This window comes from Dyadobacter frigoris, from assembly GCF_005280585.1.
Lineage (GTDB): Bacteria > Bacteroidota > Bacteroidia > Cytophagales > Spirosomataceae > Dyadobacter > Dyadobacter frigoris.
The window spans coordinates 373,544-391,779 of sequence record NZ_SZVO01000005.1; the positions used below are offsets into that span (position 1 = coordinate 373,544).

The 18,236-nt window shown below is 39.4% G+C and carries 18 protein-coding genes; 10 read left to right on the forward strand and 8 right to left on the reverse strand.

Annotated features, from left to right (window positions below; translation table 11 throughout):
- Positions 1–8: 8 nt before the first annotated feature.
- Together azu and FDK13_RS12995 are read right to left on the reverse strand one after the other, a co-directional pair.
- Positions 9–503, reverse strand: coding sequence for an azurin (gene azu / locus FDK13_RS12990; RefSeq protein WP_137340417.1), 495 nt, complete (start codon positions 501–503; stop codon positions 9–11).
- A gap of 101 nt (positions 504–604) precedes the next feature.
- Positions 605–1,207, reverse strand: coding sequence for a hypothetical protein (locus FDK13_RS12995; RefSeq protein WP_137340418.1), 603 nt, complete (start codon positions 1,205–1,207; stop codon positions 605–607).
- Between the two features lie 104 nt (positions 1,208–1,311).
- Between FDK13_RS12995 and sucD the strand changes: the two genes are divergently transcribed.
- The 8 genes from sucD (at position 1,312) to porN (ending at position 10,524) form a co-directional block, all read left to right on the forward strand.
- Positions 1,312–2,190: a succinate--CoA ligase subunit alpha gene (gene sucD, locus FDK13_RS13000; protein WP_137340419.1), complete on the forward strand. Its 879-nt coding sequence runs from the start codon at positions 1,312–1,314 to the stop codon at positions 2,188–2,190.
- A gap of 63 nt (positions 2,191–2,253) precedes the next feature.
- The gene (locus FDK13_RS13005; RefSeq protein WP_137340420.1) at positions 2,254–3,435 is read left to right on the forward strand and encodes a DUF4271 domain-containing protein; all 1,182 of its coding nucleotides are present in this window, start codon (positions 2,254–2,256) and stop codon (positions 3,433–3,435) included.
- Between the two features lie 42 nt (positions 3,436–3,477).
- On the forward strand, positions 3,478–4,260 hold the full coding sequence (locus FDK13_RS13010) for a uroporphyrinogen-III synthase (RefSeq protein ID WP_137340421.1): 783 nt from the start codon (positions 3,478–3,480) through the stop codon (positions 4,258–4,260).
- Positions 4,261–4,392: 132 nt separating this feature from the next.
- The gene (locus tag FDK13_RS13015; RefSeq protein ID WP_137340422.1) at positions 4,393–5,370 is read left to right on the forward strand and encodes a PorP/SprF family type IX secretion system membrane protein; all 978 of its coding nucleotides are present in this window, start codon (positions 4,393–4,395) and stop codon (positions 5,368–5,370) included.
- 368 nt (positions 5,371–5,738) lie between these two features.
- On the forward strand, positions 5,739–6,809 hold the full coding sequence (gene porK / locus FDK13_RS13020) for a T9SS ring complex lipoprotein PorK/GldK (RefSeq protein WP_137340423.1): 1,071 nt from the start codon (positions 5,739–5,741) through the stop codon (positions 6,807–6,809).
- Positions 6,810–6,925: 116 nt separating this feature from the next.
- Complete coding sequence (porL, locus tag FDK13_RS13025; protein ID WP_137340424.1) at positions 6,926–7,741, forward strand: type IX secretion system motor protein PorL/GldL; 816 nt, start codon at positions 6,926–6,928, stop codon at positions 7,739–7,741.
- A 93-nt stretch (positions 7,742–7,834) separates the two neighbouring features.
- Entirely contained in the window at positions 7,835–9,427 is a 1,593-nt protein-coding gene (gene porM / locus FDK13_RS13030) for a type IX secretion system motor protein PorM/GldM (RefSeq protein WP_137340425.1), read from the forward strand.
- 50 nt (positions 9,428–9,477) lie between these two features.
- Positions 9,478–10,524, forward strand: coding sequence for a type IX secretion system ring subunit PorN/GldN (porN, locus tag FDK13_RS13035; protein ID WP_137340539.1), 1,047 nt, complete (start codon positions 9,478–9,480; stop codon positions 10,522–10,524).
- 239 nt (positions 10,525–10,763) lie between these two features.
- Here porN and FDK13_RS35735 read toward each other — a convergent pair whose 3' ends face one another.
- On the reverse strand, positions 10,764–11,366 hold the full coding sequence (locus FDK13_RS35735; RefSeq protein WP_181956148.1) for a hypothetical protein: 603 nt from the start codon (positions 11,364–11,366) through the stop codon (positions 10,764–10,766).
- Positions 11,367–11,483: 117 nt separating this feature from the next.
- The gene (locus FDK13_RS13045) at positions 11,484–12,149 is read right to left on the reverse strand and encodes a DUF4230 domain-containing protein (RefSeq protein WP_310588091.1); all 666 of its coding nucleotides are present in this window, start codon (positions 12,147–12,149) and stop codon (positions 11,484–11,486) included.
- Between the two features lie 50 nt (positions 12,150–12,199).
- Between FDK13_RS13045 and miaA the strand changes: the two genes are divergently transcribed.
- A complete protein-coding gene (gene miaA / locus FDK13_RS13050) occupies positions 12,200–13,120 on the forward strand; it encodes a tRNA (adenosine(37)-N6)-dimethylallyltransferase MiaA (protein WP_137340427.1) in 921 nt (306 codons plus the stop codon).
- Between the two features lie 52 nt (positions 13,121–13,172).
- Here miaA and FDK13_RS13055 read toward each other — a convergent pair whose 3' ends face one another.
- From FDK13_RS13055 to FDK13_RS13070, 4 genes are all read right to left on the reverse strand, one after another.
- On the reverse strand, positions 13,173–13,478 hold the full coding sequence (locus FDK13_RS13055; protein ID WP_137340428.1) for a rhodanese-like domain-containing protein: 306 nt from the start codon (positions 13,476–13,478) through the stop codon (positions 13,173–13,175).
- 27 nt (positions 13,479–13,505) lie between these two features.
- On the reverse strand, positions 13,506–15,386 hold the full coding sequence (locus FDK13_RS13060; RefSeq protein WP_137340429.1) for a T9SS type A sorting domain-containing protein: 1,881 nt from the start codon (positions 15,384–15,386) through the stop codon (positions 13,506–13,508).
- Positions 15,364–16,161 carry a PASTA domain-containing protein gene (locus FDK13_RS13065; protein WP_137340430.1) on the reverse strand — a complete coding sequence of 266 codons (798 nt, stop codon included), beginning with the start codon at positions 16,159–16,161 and terminating at the stop codon, positions 15,364–15,366. The genes FDK13_RS13060 and FDK13_RS13065 overlap by 23 nt, the downstream gene beginning before the upstream one ends.
- 69 nt (positions 16,162–16,230) lie before the next feature.
- A complete protein-coding gene (locus FDK13_RS13070; RefSeq protein ID WP_137340431.1) occupies positions 16,231–16,824 on the reverse strand; it encodes a riboflavin synthase in 594 nt (197 codons plus the stop codon).
- 210 nt (positions 16,825–17,034) lie between these two features.
- Here FDK13_RS13070 and hisB point away from each other — a divergent pair, with 210 nt between their 5' ends.
- Entirely contained in the window at positions 17,035–18,159 is a 1,125-nt protein-coding gene (hisB, locus tag FDK13_RS13075) for a bifunctional histidinol-phosphatase/imidazoleglycerol-phosphate dehydratase HisB (RefSeq protein WP_137340432.1), read from the forward strand.
- Positions 18,160–18,236: the final 77 nt, after the last annotated feature.

Consider the following 18,236-nt stretch of genomic DNA (forward strand, 5'->3'; position numbering starts at 1 on the left):
ATCACTGATTATTCAACGATGAAAGTACCTTTCATCAAAGCATAATGACCAGGGAAACTGCAAATGTACGTGTAAGTTCCTTTTTTAGGAGCTGTAAATTCAATTGTATCGCTTTCTCCGCCACCAACTAATTTTGTGTGCGCGATGATGCTGGCCTCTTCTGATTTAGGGATATATTCAGTTTCTCTTGCAGCAGCTGCTTTTGAAGCAAACGCAGCAATGTCAGTACCTGGTTTTAGCAAAACAAAGTTGTGACCCATTGCAGCCTTAGCAAGTTTACCAGAGTGCGTAAGCGTCAATTTAATTTTTTGTCCTGCTTTAACTTTAACTTCCTTAACATCATATTGCATAGCATCACTACCTTTAATTACGATAGCTTTTTCTTGCTTAACGTCACGTACTTCAGTAGTACCAAGTGATTTCGCCTGTGATGGGCTAACAGAAACCGCTCCGAAAACCAAAACTGCGGCAAGAAGCAAGGCGCTGGACTTAATCATTTTCATATTAGGATATGGATAAACTTTGTTTATTGAATTTAACTGCCGCAAGTTAGTATACAGAACAATAAAAAAAGAATGCATTAACAATTGTTTGGAATAAAATCTCAGAAAAGAATTTTATACTGGTCCTGAACCGCCCGGCCAACGCAAATTATCGCCAAAACAACGATATAATGGTTTAAATCCAGCGGATGCATCGGCAAAGGAATAGATTGGGATTTAGCTGAAACAGCCAGTAAGGTCATAGCCAGAACCACCCAGAGCGCACTTTTTTGCCGGTATGCAAGTCCAAGACAAGAAATGCACAAAGTAACAATAATACAGAACGGCTGTATGATCAGTCCTACATAAGGAACCTTATATATAAGTATGCTTAAAAATAAAGTCACCCCCAGGGCAAGGGTCGATATCATCACCATGACCGAAGGCCTGTACTTTAATATCAAACTGAAAGAAGCTACAACCAGACAAATGGCACCTAAGGTGGTCCCGGCAGCCTGAGTAATGATGTTTACGGTTTGTAATTGCCGCACGCCGGCAATTACAAACAATTCCACTACTGCATTTATTGAAATACTTAACAAAAAAATCCCCCATAATAACCGGCTTTGTAATGTCTGGGCCTTGAAATATTTCAAAAAAACAAGGACGCCGGCAATACTTAAAACCAGATTGGAAAAGATATGGGAATTCGTCAGTATATTCATGGGCAATTTTGAAGATTATCGATAAAGCAAGTTACAAATTATAGTTTCATTTTGCTACTTCGTGCTTTTCGAGCTACTTTTACCAAAAAAACTGATTTACCAACATGAGCGTTTTAGTTAATAAAAATTCTAAGATTATAGTTCAGGGATTTACGGGTTCTGAAGGTTCTTTTCATGCCCAGCAGATGATCGAATACGGAACTAACGTAGTAGGCGGTGTTACACCGGGCAAAGGAGGACTTTTCCACCTGGACAGACCTGTATTCAATACAGTAGAACAGTCTGTGCGTGCAACAGGCGCTGACGTAGCGATCATTTTTGTGCCGCCGGCTTTTGCCGCTGATGCTATTATGGAAGCAGCTGACGCAGGTATTGGTGTAATCGTTTGTATAACTGAAGGTATTCCTACAAAGGATATGATGCAGGCGAAACAATATCTCCAAGGTAAAAACGTTCGTTTGATCGGCCCTAACTGTCCAGGTGTTATTACTGCGGAAGAATGTAAAGTTGGTATCATGCCAGGTTTTATCTTCAAAAAAGGAACAGTAGGAATTGTTTCCAAATCCGGAACATTGACCTACGAAGCGGTAGATCAGCTTACACGTGCAGGTCTTGGACAAACAACTGCAATCGGTATTGGTGGTGACCCAATCATTGGTACAACTACAAAAGAAGCGGTTGAATTATTGATGAATGATCCTGAAACAGAAGCGATTGTAATGATCGGTGAAATTGGCGGAAGCATGGAAGCTGATGCAGCGAACTACATCAAAGCAAGCGGTAATCTTAAACCTGTTGTTGGATTTATTGCTGGTAAAACTGCGCCAAAAGGTCGTCGTATGGGCCACGCAGGTGCGATTATCGGTGGCGCTGATGATACCGCAGAAGCTAAAATCCGTATCATGGAAGAGTCCGGCATTTTTGTTGCAGAATCTCCTGCACTTATTGGCGAAACCATGCTTTTGGCTCTTGGAAGAAGATAATTCAAAATCAACAATATAATTCTTTATGAAAGGGCTGGGGAAACCCCGCCCTTTCTTGTAGCAATGAAGTCAATTCATTCACTGCTTTTTCTGGTCGTTACTACGATTTTACTTTTCGCCGGGGCCAATGCCCGGGGAGCCGTCAAGGCTTTGCCTCCGGAACAATTTTTTCCTGTTTACGATTACCAGAACGATTGGCTGGTTTATAGCAACCAATATAAAAATTACGTTCCTTTTTCAAAAGGGATTAACGAGGGGACAAAATCAGTAAGTTTATATATTGATTTACTAAAAAACCGGAGATATTTTCTTCTCGTCAAGACCGAAAATGAAAGTTATCTGTTCTTAGAAGGAGCACTTCAAAAAAAAATAGTTGCCGATCAATGGTTGGAACTGAACATAGACAGCCTTTTCCGCATCTATAAAAAGGAAGAATTATTACTTTCCATTTACGGAAATGCAGGTATTGATGATAAAGATGTACTCATTTGCCACAAGAAATCTCAGGATGCAAGCGGGATAATTGAGAAAACCGCATCCACTCTTATTAACATAAAACCAATTAATTTTTCCCCTTTTGGAAATTTTTCTATCCTCGCAATGCTGATCATTCTGATACTGAATGCCTGGATTTTTAACGTAAATCCGCTTGCATTTTCAAGGCTGATCAACCCGTTGGAATTTTTCAATAACGATCCCAGAGAACAGCTTTCAAAATTAAATAAACCATACAGCAACACAGTTATATTCCTGGTCATTATTGTGTCCATGCTTATGGCTTTTATGCTGGTATTTTTTGCCAATAACAAGCTGAATCTGTTTTCTGTTTCCGCAATTCTTTCCGAAGAATCAAACCTTATTCAGTTTCTTGTAGATTTTTTCATGCTATCAGCAATCTTTTTTTTGCTGACTTACGGTAAATTTATTTTTATGGTTCTGGTAGGGCAAATGCTTAATCTTGATAAGCTTGTTGAAACCTTATTCCTAAAAATAATACAATCTTCTTACTTCTTTTATGTTGCTCTGTTTCTTCTTGTTTTTATGCTAAGTCTGAACAATGCCATCTGGCTTGTTCCATTGCGCCCTTATATCATGTTTCCTTTCCTGATTTTTTATGTAACCAGGTTCTTTACGCTCTATGTTGTGACTAAGCCGCCGGCATCATTTATTAATCTGTATTTATTTTCGTACCTTTGCGTCATCGAAATAATCCCGTTGATTATCGGCATAAAGTTCGCTATGTAAGTTTCAGGGATGATTTTGAAATTAAACTAATGAGAATTATACATGAGTGAGACCATCAAATTTGATCAGGATCGGCTCAAAAAGGTTACCAGCATTCTGGTAAGCCAATCAAGACCGGCCGACGAAAATTCCCCTTATTTTGAAATAGCTAAGAAGTATGGTATTAAAGTGGATTTTCGGCCATTTATCCAGATAGACGGAATCTCCTACAAAGAGTTTCGTAAGCAAAAGATTAATATCCTGGATCACACGGCAGTGATTTTCACCAGTCGCAATGCCATTGACCATTTCTTCAGAATTTGCACAGAAGGGCGCATAGAAGTTCCGGCTACTATGAAATATTTTTGTATTTCAGAACAGACAGCAAATTATCTTCAGAAGTACATCGTTATCCGCAAACGCAAAATTTTTGCAGGAACGAAAACCGCTGTTGAGTTAATTGAGCTGATCCGTAAGCACAAAAAGGAAAAATTTCTTTATCCATGTTCTGACGTACGCAAAAACGAAATTCCGGAATTCGCTGATACAGAAGAGTTTCAATTCACCGAAGCAACGATGTATCAAACCGTTTCCGCAGATCTTTCTGATCTCGAAGATGTTTACTACGATATCATAGCATTTTTCAGTCCATCAGGAATTAAGTCCCTTTTTGACAATTTTCCGGATTTCAAACAAAATGTTACCCGTATTGCTGCCTTTGGGCCTACAACAGCAAAAGCCGTTGAAGATGCCGGTTTAATTCTTGATATTCAGGCGCCTTTACCCAACGCCCCATCAATGACCGGAGCACTGGATTTGTATATCCGCAAAGCAAATAATATTTAGCATAACCTGCTGACTAAAAAGGCCGAGAAATTTTCCCGGCCTTTTTTATTATTATATCAATTTTTTTCCAGAATATGCGTTATGAAATAAACCTCTTAAGCACTCAAGTGTTCTTTAACCTAATCCATACGCATGACCTTGACGTTTATCTATCGTAATACTAAATGGGGCTATATATTTGGGATATTATTACTGACAATATCTTCCTGTGCTTTCGCTCAAACGGATGCGCAATTCAGCCTTTTTTCTTTAAATCAGCTTTATCTTAACCCCGCAGCAGCGGGTGCAGACGGGTTGACAAAATTTCAGCTCACACACCGTACACAATACGTTGGCTATCAGGGTACAAATAATGATGAAGGCGGAGCGCTCTCAACGCAGCTTTTTTCTTTCAGTATGCCTGTTAAGAACTTCGGAATTGGGTTTTATGCCTTAAACGATAAAACCGGGCCCCGAACCAATCAGGATTTCAAACTATCGGCGTCTTATCATTTTCCGCTTGCAGGTGGCAACTTGCATGTCGGTGCCAGCGCAGGTCTGTTCAGACAGTCAATTGATTATGACAAATTACGAGCCCGGGATCCAAATGATCCTTTAATTCAATCAGGCACAATTGCTGAAATGAATCCGGATTTCGCTGTTGGAGTGCGTTATGTAAGTGATGCATTTTATGTGGGAGCTTCGTTGAATCATTTGTTAGAACCAAAGTACAAACTGGGATCAGCTACGGCTACAAATCCTTTGCCCAAAACGGTTTATCTTAATGCAGGGGTAAACCTTGAATTAGGGTATTTACTTGATGTTCAACCTATTGTTTTGGTAAAATCAGATATCACCACGGTTTCCGTGGAAGGTGGAGCTACCGTTACGTACAATAAAAAATACTGGGCCGGAGCAACTTACAGACAACAGGATACGTACTTTATTATCATGGGAGGGATTTACTTGTTATCCGACCAATCCCTGAGATTATCCGGAGCTTATGATATGGTCATTGGTGGAAATAAAGCGAAATCACCATCTTCTTTTGAAGTAATGTTATCCTATGCACTTCCTTCTCCTAAGTTTGGTAAGAAAACAATAATCAGGACGCCACGTTTCAGGTTCTGATTTTAAATACAAATATGAGCATCCGGCCATAATCACCATTATGTACAATCAAAAAGCAAAACATTGCTATTCGGCTAAAAAAACGGCATTTTTTTTCTGATATTTTTAATAATAGCCCGAGGTACATGTCACTCAGTTTGCAAAACTTTGATTTATATTTGTAAAATTTTCAAGTGTTATACCAACGACCTGCGTTCTTACGTTAAGTCGAATAAATGATCCGGGTAAAATCAGATAAGCTTTTCCTTTTCAGCTTTCTCATTCATTTTTAGCGGTTCGTTACTTTTGTTTTTATTTTAAGTATACTATATATTAATCGATTGACGTTTTTAGGCTAACATTTATTATTTCAAATATCAAAAACCACTATGAATGTTAAAGTGATCTATCGGGATGGAGTCAAAAGTTTGCTTTTGATAGCTGCTCTTATGCTGATGCAAAGCTGCGGATTTATCAAAAATAAATTTGGCAAGGGAGGAAAAGAAGACGTCGGCATCGCGAATGGCGAAATCACCGCAACGGCGCGTAAAGGGTTCAAACAGACAACCCCGGCAGGAATGGTTATGATACCATCCGGTTCGTTTACGATGGGACAGGCCGACGAAGATATCGCATCTTCCATGAATAATATGAACCGTCGCGTAACGATCAGTTCTTTCTTCATGGACGACACCGAGATTACGAATAACGAATATCGTCAATTCGTTAATGCACTTCTTGTTGACTCAGTATCTGTACTGGGTGAAGAAGAAATTATGACGAAATACTATCCTGATACAACGGCCTGGAAAAAAGATTTTGCTTATTCCAACGGAGATCCTTTTGTTGAGTATTACTATCAGCACCCAGGCTTTGATACTTACCCTGTTGTGGGAGTTAGCTGGCTAGGCGCTCAGTATTTTGCCAAATGGCGAACCAATCTTTATCATGATTATCAAAATAAAGAAGGTCAGTTCAACTCAACTGCTTTCCGTTTACCTAGCGAAGCAGAATGGGAATGGGCAGCACGTGGCGGCCGGGCAGTTGCAAAATATCCATGGGGAAATCCATATACAATGAATACCAAAGGTTGCTTCCTTGCAAACTTTAAACCACAGCGTGGAAACTATGACGCCGATGGATATCCATACACAGCTCCTGCAAATGCATACAATCCAAATGATTTCGGTTTGTATAATATGGCTGGAAACGTAGCAGAATGGACACTTGATGCCTTCACTGACAATGCAACGGCTATTGTTTGGGATATGAATCCAAGATATGACAATCCTGACGAGCCTCGTAAAGTGGTGAAAGGCGGATCATGGAAAGATGTTGCTTACTTCCTTCAAACCGGAACGCGTACTTTTGAGTACGAAACTGAACGCAGAGCTTTTATTGGCTTCCGTTGCGTGATGGATAATGTTAATGGTCGCGCTGGTGGACGTTCACGTCGCTAAGAAAATTTCGCAAAGAAGTAGCAGCGTTATGTGACACTGCCCTCTTCTTTGCGTCATTATTTTATAAATACAACAAATTTTATTATCACTATTCACTATAACCGATTTCAATTCGTATGGCTAAGAGTAACGGATCTAGTTTTTTATGGGACAAACTAGTACCAACAATTTACAGCGCAGGTGCTGCAGTTGTTATTATGGGAGCTTTATTCAAAATTCAGCATTGGGATGGAGGAAGTGAAATGCTTACATTAGGTCTTGGGACAGAAGTTGGTATTTTCTTATTATATGCATTGCAAACAATAACGCAGTCAACAAATTCTGATCCGGACTGGACGCGCGTTTATCCTGAACTTGCTGAAGATTATAATGGTCCTGCTATCACACGTGGATCTGCGACAGGAAGTGGCATCACTGCCAAACTTGATACTATGCTTGACAACGCCAAAATATCACCGGAAGTTTTTGACAGCTTAGGAAAAGGATTCAAAAATCTTTCCGATACGGTTGGTAGAATTACGGATTTGACTGATGCAACAGTTGCAACAAATGATTACGCTAAAAACGTAAAATCTGCATCTCTTGCAATGAATGATATGAACAAATCATATGGTATTGCCATTACTGCAATGACTTCTATGGCTGATGCTACAAAAGATGCTCAATCATACCGTGACCAGTTTCAGCAAATTACTAAAAACATGGGTGCTTTAAATGCTGTTTATGAACTTGAACTTCAGGACACAACAAAACATCTTAAAGCGATGAATGCTTTCTACGGTAACCTTACGGCTGCTATGGAAAATATGGCTGATGCAACCAAAGAATCACAAGTGTTTAAAAATGAGATGTCAAAACTGACAACCAATATTTCTTCACTTAACGGTATTTATGGTAATATGTTGACTGCCATGCGTGGTGGAAACGCATAACATCAACCAGGCAAACAGTGTTGTAAACCCTAACAGGATCTTATTGTTTGTTATCTTAACTATTTAATCACTGATAACTGATTACTGAATAATATGGCAGGCGGAAAAGAAACACCCCGTCAGAAGATGATTGGAATGATGTATCTGGTTCTTACAGCGATGCTAGCATTGCAGGTAAGCTCAGCGATTATCGAAAAATTCGTCCTACTGAACAATTCTTTGGAACTATCTTCGGGAGCAGCCAATAAAATAAACCAGGAAACCGTACTAAAAATAAAAGCAGCAGTTGAAAAGTCAGGCAGCCGCGCAGCGGATGTTGCAGTATTAAATCAAGCTGATGATGTACGGAAATCTTCGGCCGATATCATTAATGAAATTAATACGCTTAAACAGGAAATCATTACCAGCGCCGGTGGTGGATTGAATGAGCAGGGTGGTATCAAAAACCCTCAGGAAGAAGCCAAAGTTGGTGAGTTAATGATTGGAGGAAAGAAAAATGGTAAGGCATATAAGCTAAAGCAAGATCTGAATGCTTTTACAGATCGTCTTAGTTCTATGAATCCTACCAAGTTCCAGTCTATTGCAATGGACGGCAAGGAAGATCCTGTTACCAAAACAAGTGTTGATCAAAGAAATAAAGATTTCGCTGAACTGAATTTTGCTGAAACTCCTGTTGCTGCTGCATTAGCGGTTTTGAGCCAAAAACAAACTGATATCCGCAGAATGGAAAGTGAAGTTTTGAGCTACCTTGCCAGTAAAGTAGGTGCAACTGATATTAAATTTGACAGAATTCTTGCCATGATCAGTGCTGATGCAAAAACAGTAGTTGCCGGTACTAAATTCAAAGGAGATATGTTTATCGCTGCTTCGGCCAGTGGGATTACCCCTCGTATGAGCTTGAACGGTGCAGGTGTTAAAGTTGAAAATGGTGTTGGTAAAATTGAATTTACCGCACAAGGTGGTGGATACAATGCAGAAGGTATCGCACGTCATGAGTTGTCAGGAGCAATCTCCTTCCCTACTCCATCCGGTCGTGATACAACTGTAAACCTGAAACAGGAATATTTCGTTGTTAAACCAACTTACCAGATTGAAACGGGAACTTTACCTCCATTATATCTGGGTTGTGCAAATAAGCTAAGTATTCAAAGTCCTGCGTTGGGTGCTCTCTGGGCTCCTAGTTTTACAACAGACGGCGGAGAGATCATCAACAGTGGTCAGAAAGGTAAATTTACGATTGTTCCTAACAGAGCTCAGTTGACTTTAACTGTAAGCAACCAGGGAAGTGTATTGGGAACTGATGGTTTCCGTGTGAGACTTGTTCCGAAACCTACAATAGAAATTCGTATTAATGGAAGTTCTTATGACGAACGTCGTGGAATAGCCGCGAACACAGCAAGAAGTGTTCAGGTTGTTGCTTTACCAGATGAAAGTTTTAAAACTTTCTCTCCAGAAGACGCACGTTTCCGGGTTTCTTCAATTCAGGTTTCTTTGGCAAGAGGTGCAAGACGTATTGGAAATCCTATTACTTTAAATGGTGGAGGCTCAATTTCTTCGCTTGCACAACAAGCAGAACCGGGTGATCGTTATGTGATTGAGGTGTTAAAAGTAGAACGTCAGAATTTTAAAGGAGCAGTTAGTGAAGTTGAAATGGGCCAGATTATCAGACCAGTAACACTTAACTAATAACATACAATTGCTGATTGGATAAGATAAAAATATAAGCAATGAGAAGAATGAACGGAAAAACAATTGCATGGTCAATATTATCCCTAACGATGGGGTCTACCATGGTATTTGCTCAGGAGAAGGAAGACTCTACCGCGAATCAATTTTCGTCACATCCAATCAGTGAGGGTGATGTGATGATGAAAAGGACTTTATGGAGGAGAGTGGATCTTAAAGAGAAACAAAACTCTTCCATGTTCTCTAAAAATAATGAGATTACGAGATATCTGTTAGAAGCTGCAAAAGCAGGTCTTATTGACGCTTATACCAACGATTCTTGTACTACCAAGTTATCAAGTGATCTGATCCATAAAAAGATGCTTATTCCTAATCAGACAGCTGGTTTGTCTGCCGAAGAAATTGCAGCTGGTTTTGGAAAACCTGCTAACGATGCTGGTGGATGGGATGATAAAACAAAGGTAGATCCTAAGAAAACCGAGAAAACAGCTAAGGCTGATGACGGATGGGGAGCTCCTGCGAAAAAAGCTGCTGTTGAAGATGATGGTTGGGGAGCACCGAAACCTAAGAAATCGACTAAAAAAGGAGCAAAAGGTAAAGTGGTAAAAGAAGAGCCACCTGTTGTTGTTGCAGTACCAGTTGATACTTTCCAGGTAGCTGCTACAATGGCAACCGAAGAAGAGTTTTTCCCTGATCAGATCAATTTGATGGAAGTGAAGGAAGACTGGACTTTTGATAAAAAACGTTCTCGTTTGTATATGGATATTCAGGCAATCACACTTTTGATTCCGTCTGATATGAATGCTGCAACGGGTCTTGAATTACCAATTGCTTCGTTCCGTTATAAAGATGTTGAACGTCTTTTCAGAAGTGATCCAAAAAAATACATCTGGTATAACAACAAGAATACAGCGCAAAACAAAAACCTTGCTGATGCATTCGATTTACGTTTGTTTTACGGACGTATTACAAAGTATTCAAATGCTGCTGACAAGTCATTTATTGATATCTACAAAGGAGATAAAGAAGCATTGATCAAATCTCTTAACTACGAACAAGAGTTAATGGAACTTGAACACGGTCTTTGGGAATATTAATCCAAACCCCCGCAAAATAAGAAAGCGAAGGTACCGAAAGGTGCTTTCGCTTTTTTTGGGTTATAAGCTTGTGTTTAACATAGTATCAATTACTCCTATTTCGAAATTAAATTAGCATAATGTTCAAGTACCAGCAACAAGTCCACGTATATATTGCAGGATAAACTTATATAATTGACAACAAAAAATCCCTGTCATTAACGACAAGGATTTTAATGAATTTGTAATTATGAGATTGATTATTTCTTTCTGTATAAACTCGCTTTTGTCAAACTTACATCCGTTAAGCCCAATGCTTTGATAGTTGCATCATAGCTACTCCAATTGATATCAGCAGATAATCTCGCACCTGTGTCAGGAAGTAAAACAACTCTGATATCATCGAAACTTCTTGTTGGTGCCGTAGTAGCACCCTCCGAGTTTCCAGTTGTGAAAATATCCACAAAAAATGTTCCGCTATCCACGCCGTGAACAAAAGTAAAGCCACTAACCGCACTAGCTGCAAACTGAACATTTCCAGGAAGCGGCCACCACACACCAAGTGATTTCGCATATACCAAAACAGCTACACCACTATCGTAAAAATCTTCTTCGTCTGCAGTAAGACTATCAACCAGAGCAAAAGATAAATCTCCACCCGTTCCGGTACCTGTTATTGCACCTGTTGTTAAAATAATCGCTGACGATCCGCCTGTACCCGCTGCGCCGGTAGCACCAGTTGCACCCGTAGCACCAGTGGCTCCTGCTGCACCCGCCGGACCTACTGCTCCATCGTCACCTTTACAACCTGCAAGGAACAGAACGAAACAAACACATATCACCATTAATAATTTTTTGAACATAATCGTAAAGTTTAAGAATGAAATATTGAACCGTATGAAATTGAATTAATAAATTGGAATTAATAGCATATACGCGCTTTTTAAAGAAAGTGATGAAGGAAATTGAATAAATATTTTCTATTCTTCTGTTTTCCTATTGAGAGATTCTATTCCCGCTTCAACCGGTTTATAAGAAGAATACTCCTCAATAACATTTTTATTAGTTTCCGGCAACTGCATATCGATTTTCCAATTCATGGTAGCTGCTAATTGAAACATCATTAATTGTACCTGGTTTGTAGCAATGCGGGGAAGATCACTCTGGAGTGCCTTTTCATTCATCGTTTGCTTTGCTTCGTTTAAAATTGAAGTATAGTCATCACTTTGAAAACGGTTTAACCAGCCTTGTTCAATGTCATAAAACTTGTAATCAGTATCCATAGAAAGCACTTCAGGCTCTGGAAAATAATCAATTACAATTTTTTTACTGTTTCCTTCAACGTGAAAACGCAGCTTACCAAAATCATACCCAACCAACACCTTTGCTTTTGCAATAACCAAAGCTTTTTTCTTATCTTTTATCAGGTTCCAGAAATTTTTGTCGTGCTGGTAATTATAGATCTCCGTAAAATAACCTTCCGCCATAACCACCTTGAAAACCTTTTCTATTCTTTCAAGCAAAACTGTGGCTTCCCGTTGTGGCTCAGATTTTAGTTTGTGCCTGCCAGACCAGAAATAATAAGCGCCGGCACCGAATGCGCCGCCTAAAAAAACAGATAATATAAAGAAAAGTAGTGTGCTCATTTCCATGATGTGTATTTTTGTGTTTACTAAAATCACATAAAAAGTCCAGAATGCCAAATAGCCAGGTAAAATACCTGATCATCATAGCAGGCCCTACAGCGGTAGGAAAAACTGAACTTGCTATCAGGCTCGCCAAGACGTTAAAAACAGAAATTATCTCCGCAGATTCACGTCAGATTTTTCGGGAGTTATCGATTGGAACGGCCAAACCTTCCGAAGATGAGTTGAAAGAAATTCCACATCACTTTATCAATTCTCATTCCATTGCTGAACAATACAGTGCAGGAGATTTTGAACGTGATGCATTGGTATTACTCGATTCTCTGTTTCAAGACCATGATTTTGTAGTTATGACCGGAGGTTCCGGTTTGTACATTAAAGCGGTTTCAGAAGGTTTGGATACGTTGCCCGCACCCAAAGCTGGCCTTCGCGAATTATTAACGGCTCGTCTGTTAAATGAAGGGCTAGAAAAGTTACAGGAAGAAGTTAAAAACCTGGATCCTGATTTTGCCGTAACCAAAGAAATACTCAATCCTCAGCGGGTTGTACGCGCGTTAGAAGTTTTTCATACTACCGGCACTCCCATCTCTCACTATCAGCAGAAAAATCTAGTCAGCCGCCCGTTTAAACAAATATTAATAGCACTTGATCGCGACCGGGCTGAGCTTTATCATCGCATTGACAGCAGAATGGATCAAATGCTCGATCAGGGATTGATAGATGAGGCTAAAAGTGTAATTGAATTTCGTGAAAGCCATGCACTTCAAACCGTGGGATATAAAGAAGTTTACGGTTGCCTGGATGGCTTGTATAATGAAAAAGAAATGGAGCGTCTATTGAAGCAAAATTCAAGAAGATACGCAAAAAGGCAGTTGACCTGGTTCCGCCATCAGGGCGATTTCAAATGGTTCAAACCCGATGAATTTGACAAAATTCTGGGGTATATAATGACAGAATCCGGTTTGAAATAAAAGTAGCTGGCTGTTATAAAAAACAGCCAGCTACTTTTATTCTATTTGTTTTTTAAGCTTCTTCCTCCAATTCACGGTAAGCAAGAATTCCACCTATAACATTACGTACATTAGTAAAACCACGAGATTCCAGAAATGCCTGTGCTTTTCCGCTTCTTGCGCCTGAGCGACAGTGGATGATTATTTCTTCGTCTTTTAAAGGTTCAAGTTCATCCAGATGATCCGGTAATTCTGCAAGAGGAATTAGTGTAGCACCCAAATTGTCTTCTTCATATTCATGCTCTTCGCGAACATCGTAAAAATTCAAAGCTTCTCCTTTATCCAAACGTTCTTTTAATTCTTCAACTTTAATATCCATGATAATCAAATTATAAATGTTATTACGCTATTTTACTATCAACATTTTTTGGACGAAAGATCGTTTCCCATCCGACGCTTTAAAGATATAAATACCATCCGGTAATTCATCAACAGAAGCCGACTTGCTTTGTTTTTCAGCAGTAATAGCCTTTACCAAAATACCTTGAACAGAATAAATTTCTATTTTTCTGATCCAGTCTTCGTTCCAGCCAATAATTCCTTTATTCGGATTTGGGAAAAAATAAGCACTCGTATTAGTCACCGGTTCAGTTCCGGTAACAGTCTCCCCTACACTTCCTCCCATATAAGGACGAATTATAACACTACCTTTTAAAGATGTTTCCTGCACCCACTGCGTTCCCAGATTGTAGAAAATATTGCTTTTCCCAAGCATGGAATTACGGTCAAAACCTAAACTCAGAGGCTGCTCGTCAACCTGAATCCAGCCGACATAAAAAGTATCTTTTAAGGCAACCGGTGTGGCAAAAGCATATTGGATTAAACTGTCACGAGCCGAGGCATACTGAGCAGAAACAGCCCTTTGAGCCAAAACCTGATCCGGCTTTCCATTTTTATTACTTAATACCTGAATCGTAAAAGATTGCCCGGTGATATCCTGATTAAACGGCACAATAGACATTCTAACACCACTTAATGTATCCGGCTGAGAAAGTACAAAACGCACAGCGACACGTCCAAGCCTCTGGTTGATCTGAACACCATATTCTGCGCTTCCATCATCATACGCATAATAATCACTCAGATTTGTTCTGGCACTGATGGTATCATTTCTCCGAAGATTAACCGATGGAATGGTAGGATTCTGGTCGTCCGTTGTAATCAGATTTAATTTATATTTCAATTTCAAAGCCTTTATTGATCTGTCCACAGGAATCGAAGAAACGGCCATTCTTTTGCTCTGCGTTTTTTCTCCACCAATAAATACCGCTGACGTAGCATTATAATTGGTAAACTGTTTCCCGGAAATCTCGTCCTTAACCGTAAAATTAAAAGTTGTAAAATTGAAATTATTGAAAAGGTTAATAATATCTGTGCCTACTGAATCCGTGGTAGCCAATGCAGGATTTGCCCAGTATTGCTTGATTGGCATAGCTGTGTATTTTTTCAAAAACGGCGTTAGTGCTGTCCGGACAGCGATATCTTTGATAAAACGGTCACTGACAGATCTTCCTTTATTCAAATAAAGATAATCCAGATGCCACGTATCATAAGCGCCGGAAAGCCGGCCGTATGCCCTGAATCTAAACTGAAAATTGCCATGAAAAAAAACAGGATTAATAACCGGAATAAATTGTCTTGTGAAGAGTGAGTCAAATAACGGTCCGGTAGTTGCCCACATAGAAACCCATTGCTGATCCTGGCTTAGAAATTCCAGACGCAATGTATCACCGTCATCCGGCAATTCTCCCAAACCTTTTGCAAGCCAATAAAAACTTAGATAAACAGAATCAGCAGGATTCAGATTTGCCAGATTAATCGGTTGTGAAGTCAGTGTATCCGTATGTCCCTGCGACAATTGATTTACATAATTATACGGAACGCCATTTTTATCAAGTCCGTCAAAAGTAGCCATATTCACAGAAGGCTGTGTGGTGGCAAGAGTATTGTTAATATATACACCACTTCCGGGCATCCAGAAAGCAGAATCCGGATGAGAAGTAGCAGTTGTAGAAAAATCATCAAAAAAAGGCAGCGTTAATGCCTGAATTCTGGCGGAAGTATTGGATTTAAATTTTCCTTCTCCACTTTGATTTCTTCCAATCGGGACGAGTTTAAGTTGTCCGTATACGCTATTAAACTGACTGGAAATCAGAATTAATAATGCTAAAAACAAAAATCTGTCAACTCCGGATAAAACGTTTTTACGGTTGTGTGTTGTCTTCATTTGGGGCAGTTGGTTCAGCACCTGCCGGAATTACCCACAGGTCAATTACATCGCCGATTCGAACTTTATTACCTGATTCAGGATTTTGCTTCACAACACTTCCGGGAATCTGACCCTCTTCTGCTGCGACCTGCATAACCTGACCAACTTTTAATCCTGCACCGACAATCTGGATTTTGGCCTCATCCAAAGGCATTCCTACAACAGATGGCAACTCAAACTGGGCAGAACCCAAACCTTCACCAAGTTCGAGATCAATTTTAGATCCTTTTGCAATCGGCTGTCCGGGTAAAATTTCAACTCCCTTATACATTTGTCTCAAAACGGCATTCTGCGCCATATCCGGAACATAAGATATCGTACCTTCCTCCAAACCTAAGCTTTTCAGCTGCATTTGTGCACTTCTGTGTGTCATATCCGTCAGCTTCGGCATTTTTATAAGCGGGGCCGTTAAAGAAACAACCGTAACATATATTTTTCTACCTTCCTTTACCTTTGCTCCCGGTTTTGGATATTGCTGAATAACTGTTAAAGGCGGCATATTTGGTACATAAGTAGAGTCAACTTCAAAGCGTAAATCTCTGCTATCCAGGAAATCTTCCAACTCACTCAAATTTTTCTTACGAAGATCGGGGACCGTAATTGCCTCTCCGTGGTTGGTAGTGAAAGGCAGATAAATGAAGAAAAAGCCGAGAAAAAATACCAGTATAAGTGATACTACAATGCCAATGTGTATAAAAAGATCCTTACGGGATTGAGTGCTAATTTTTGCCATGGACGTACATGCTGCGGGTAATTTCTAAAAATGGTAAAAATAGAAGGAATAATTCAAGATGCAAATAACTTACATCGTATAAGAACCAAGAATTCGTTTGATATATTTTCCAAGAATATCAAATTCAAGATTTACAGTGTCACCTTCCTGCAACTGGTGAAAATTTGTAAATGAATAAGTATAAGGAATAATGGCAACCCGGAACGAATTTTCTTCTGAATTAAAAACAGTAAGACTTACTCCATTCACACAAATTGATCCTTTTTCAACTGTCATATTCCCAAGCGTTGCGTCGTATTGGAAATCAAATAACCAGCTGCCGTCTCTTTCTTCAATACGTGTACAAACCGCAGTCTGATCCACATGTCCCTGTACGATATGGCCATCAAATCTGCCATTTGCAGGCATACATCTTTCCAGATTTGCTTTATTCCCTTCCTTTAAATTTCCAAGGTTGGTTTTGTTCAAAGTTTCTTCAATCGCAGTAACCTGGTACGTGTCTTCTTTTAATGAAACTATGGTAAGGCAAACACCATTATGGTTTAAACTTTGGTCAATTTTCAATTCCGGAGCCAGAGTCGAACGTAAGGTGAAAGTTTTGTTGGTACCTTCCTCTTCAACTTTTAATACTTCCCCAAGGGTTTCTACAATTCCTGTAAACATTCTGCTTAAAAAAATGAATTGGTTTATCACGTAAATGTACAACTTCTTTGCTGACCTTTTTGTTGCTCAAAGTCCAAGTACCGTTATTTACTTCGTATAAATCTTTTCAATACCATATAGTTTACGAACTTTGCAACAGTTAAACGGCAGCCGCCATTTTTTCTGCATTGAAGTTTGTTTAAAACCTTTGATTGTTTGTATCCTTTTTAAATGAAAAAAGTATTATTTATTGATCGTGACGGAACGATCATCGTTGAGCCGCCAACGGATTTTCAGGTTGATTCGCTTGAAAAACTTGAATTTCTGCCAAAAGCAATTTCAAATCTTCGTAAAATAGCGGAAGAAACAGATTACGAGCTGGTGATGGTAACCAATCAGGACGGTTTGGGTACTAAATCTTTTCCGGAAGATACATTCTGGCCCGCACACAATAAAATGCTTCAGATCCTTGAAGGGGAAAATATACATTTTACAACGGTTCATATCGACAAAAGTTTTCCTGAGGATAACCTGCCAACCAGAAAACCTGGTATTGGTATGCTGACTTCCTATTTTTCAGAAGACTACGATCTTGAAAACAGTTATGTCATCGGCGATCGCCTGACTGATGTTCAATTGGCGGTCAATCTCAAATCGAAAGCAATTTTATTGAAAAACGAGCTTCCAAAAGAAGATGTGACGCCTGAAATGAATAAAGCAGTTTCTTATATTTCTTTGGATTGGGATGCGATTTATGAGCATTTGAAATTACCTTCCAGAACGGCAAGTGTGCAACGTAATACCAAAGAAACCCAGATCCATATCGAATTAAATCTTGACGGAAGCGGAAGATCTGATATTCATACCGGTTTAGGATTTTATGATCATATGCTGGATCAGTTGGCCAGACATTCAGGCGCAGATTTGACAATTCATGTGGATGGTGATTTGCATATTGACGAACATCATACGATTGAAGATACAGCTCTTGCATTAGGCGAAGCGTATAGAATTGCTATTGGCGACAAACGTGGAATAAGCCGTTATGGATTTTTATTACCTATGGATGAAGCACTTGCACAGGTTGCAATTGATTTTTCCGGACGTCCATGGCTGGTTTGGGACGCTGAATTTAAAAGGGAAAAAATCGGTGAAATGCCAACAGAAATGTTTTACCACTTTTTCAAATCGTTTTCCGACACTTCTTTATCGAACCTTAATATAAAAGTTGAAGGCCAGAATGAACATCATAAAATTGAATCAATCTTTAAAGGTTTCGCCAAAGCAATAAAAATGGCAGTCCGTCGTGACTTGAAAGCACTTGATTTTATGCCATCGACAAAAGGTGTTTTATAATTTTTTGAAGTTACAGGTCGGTCATTAGCTTTTTTTGCATATTTTTGTTCTATTCAATCAAGACCTAATCAGATATT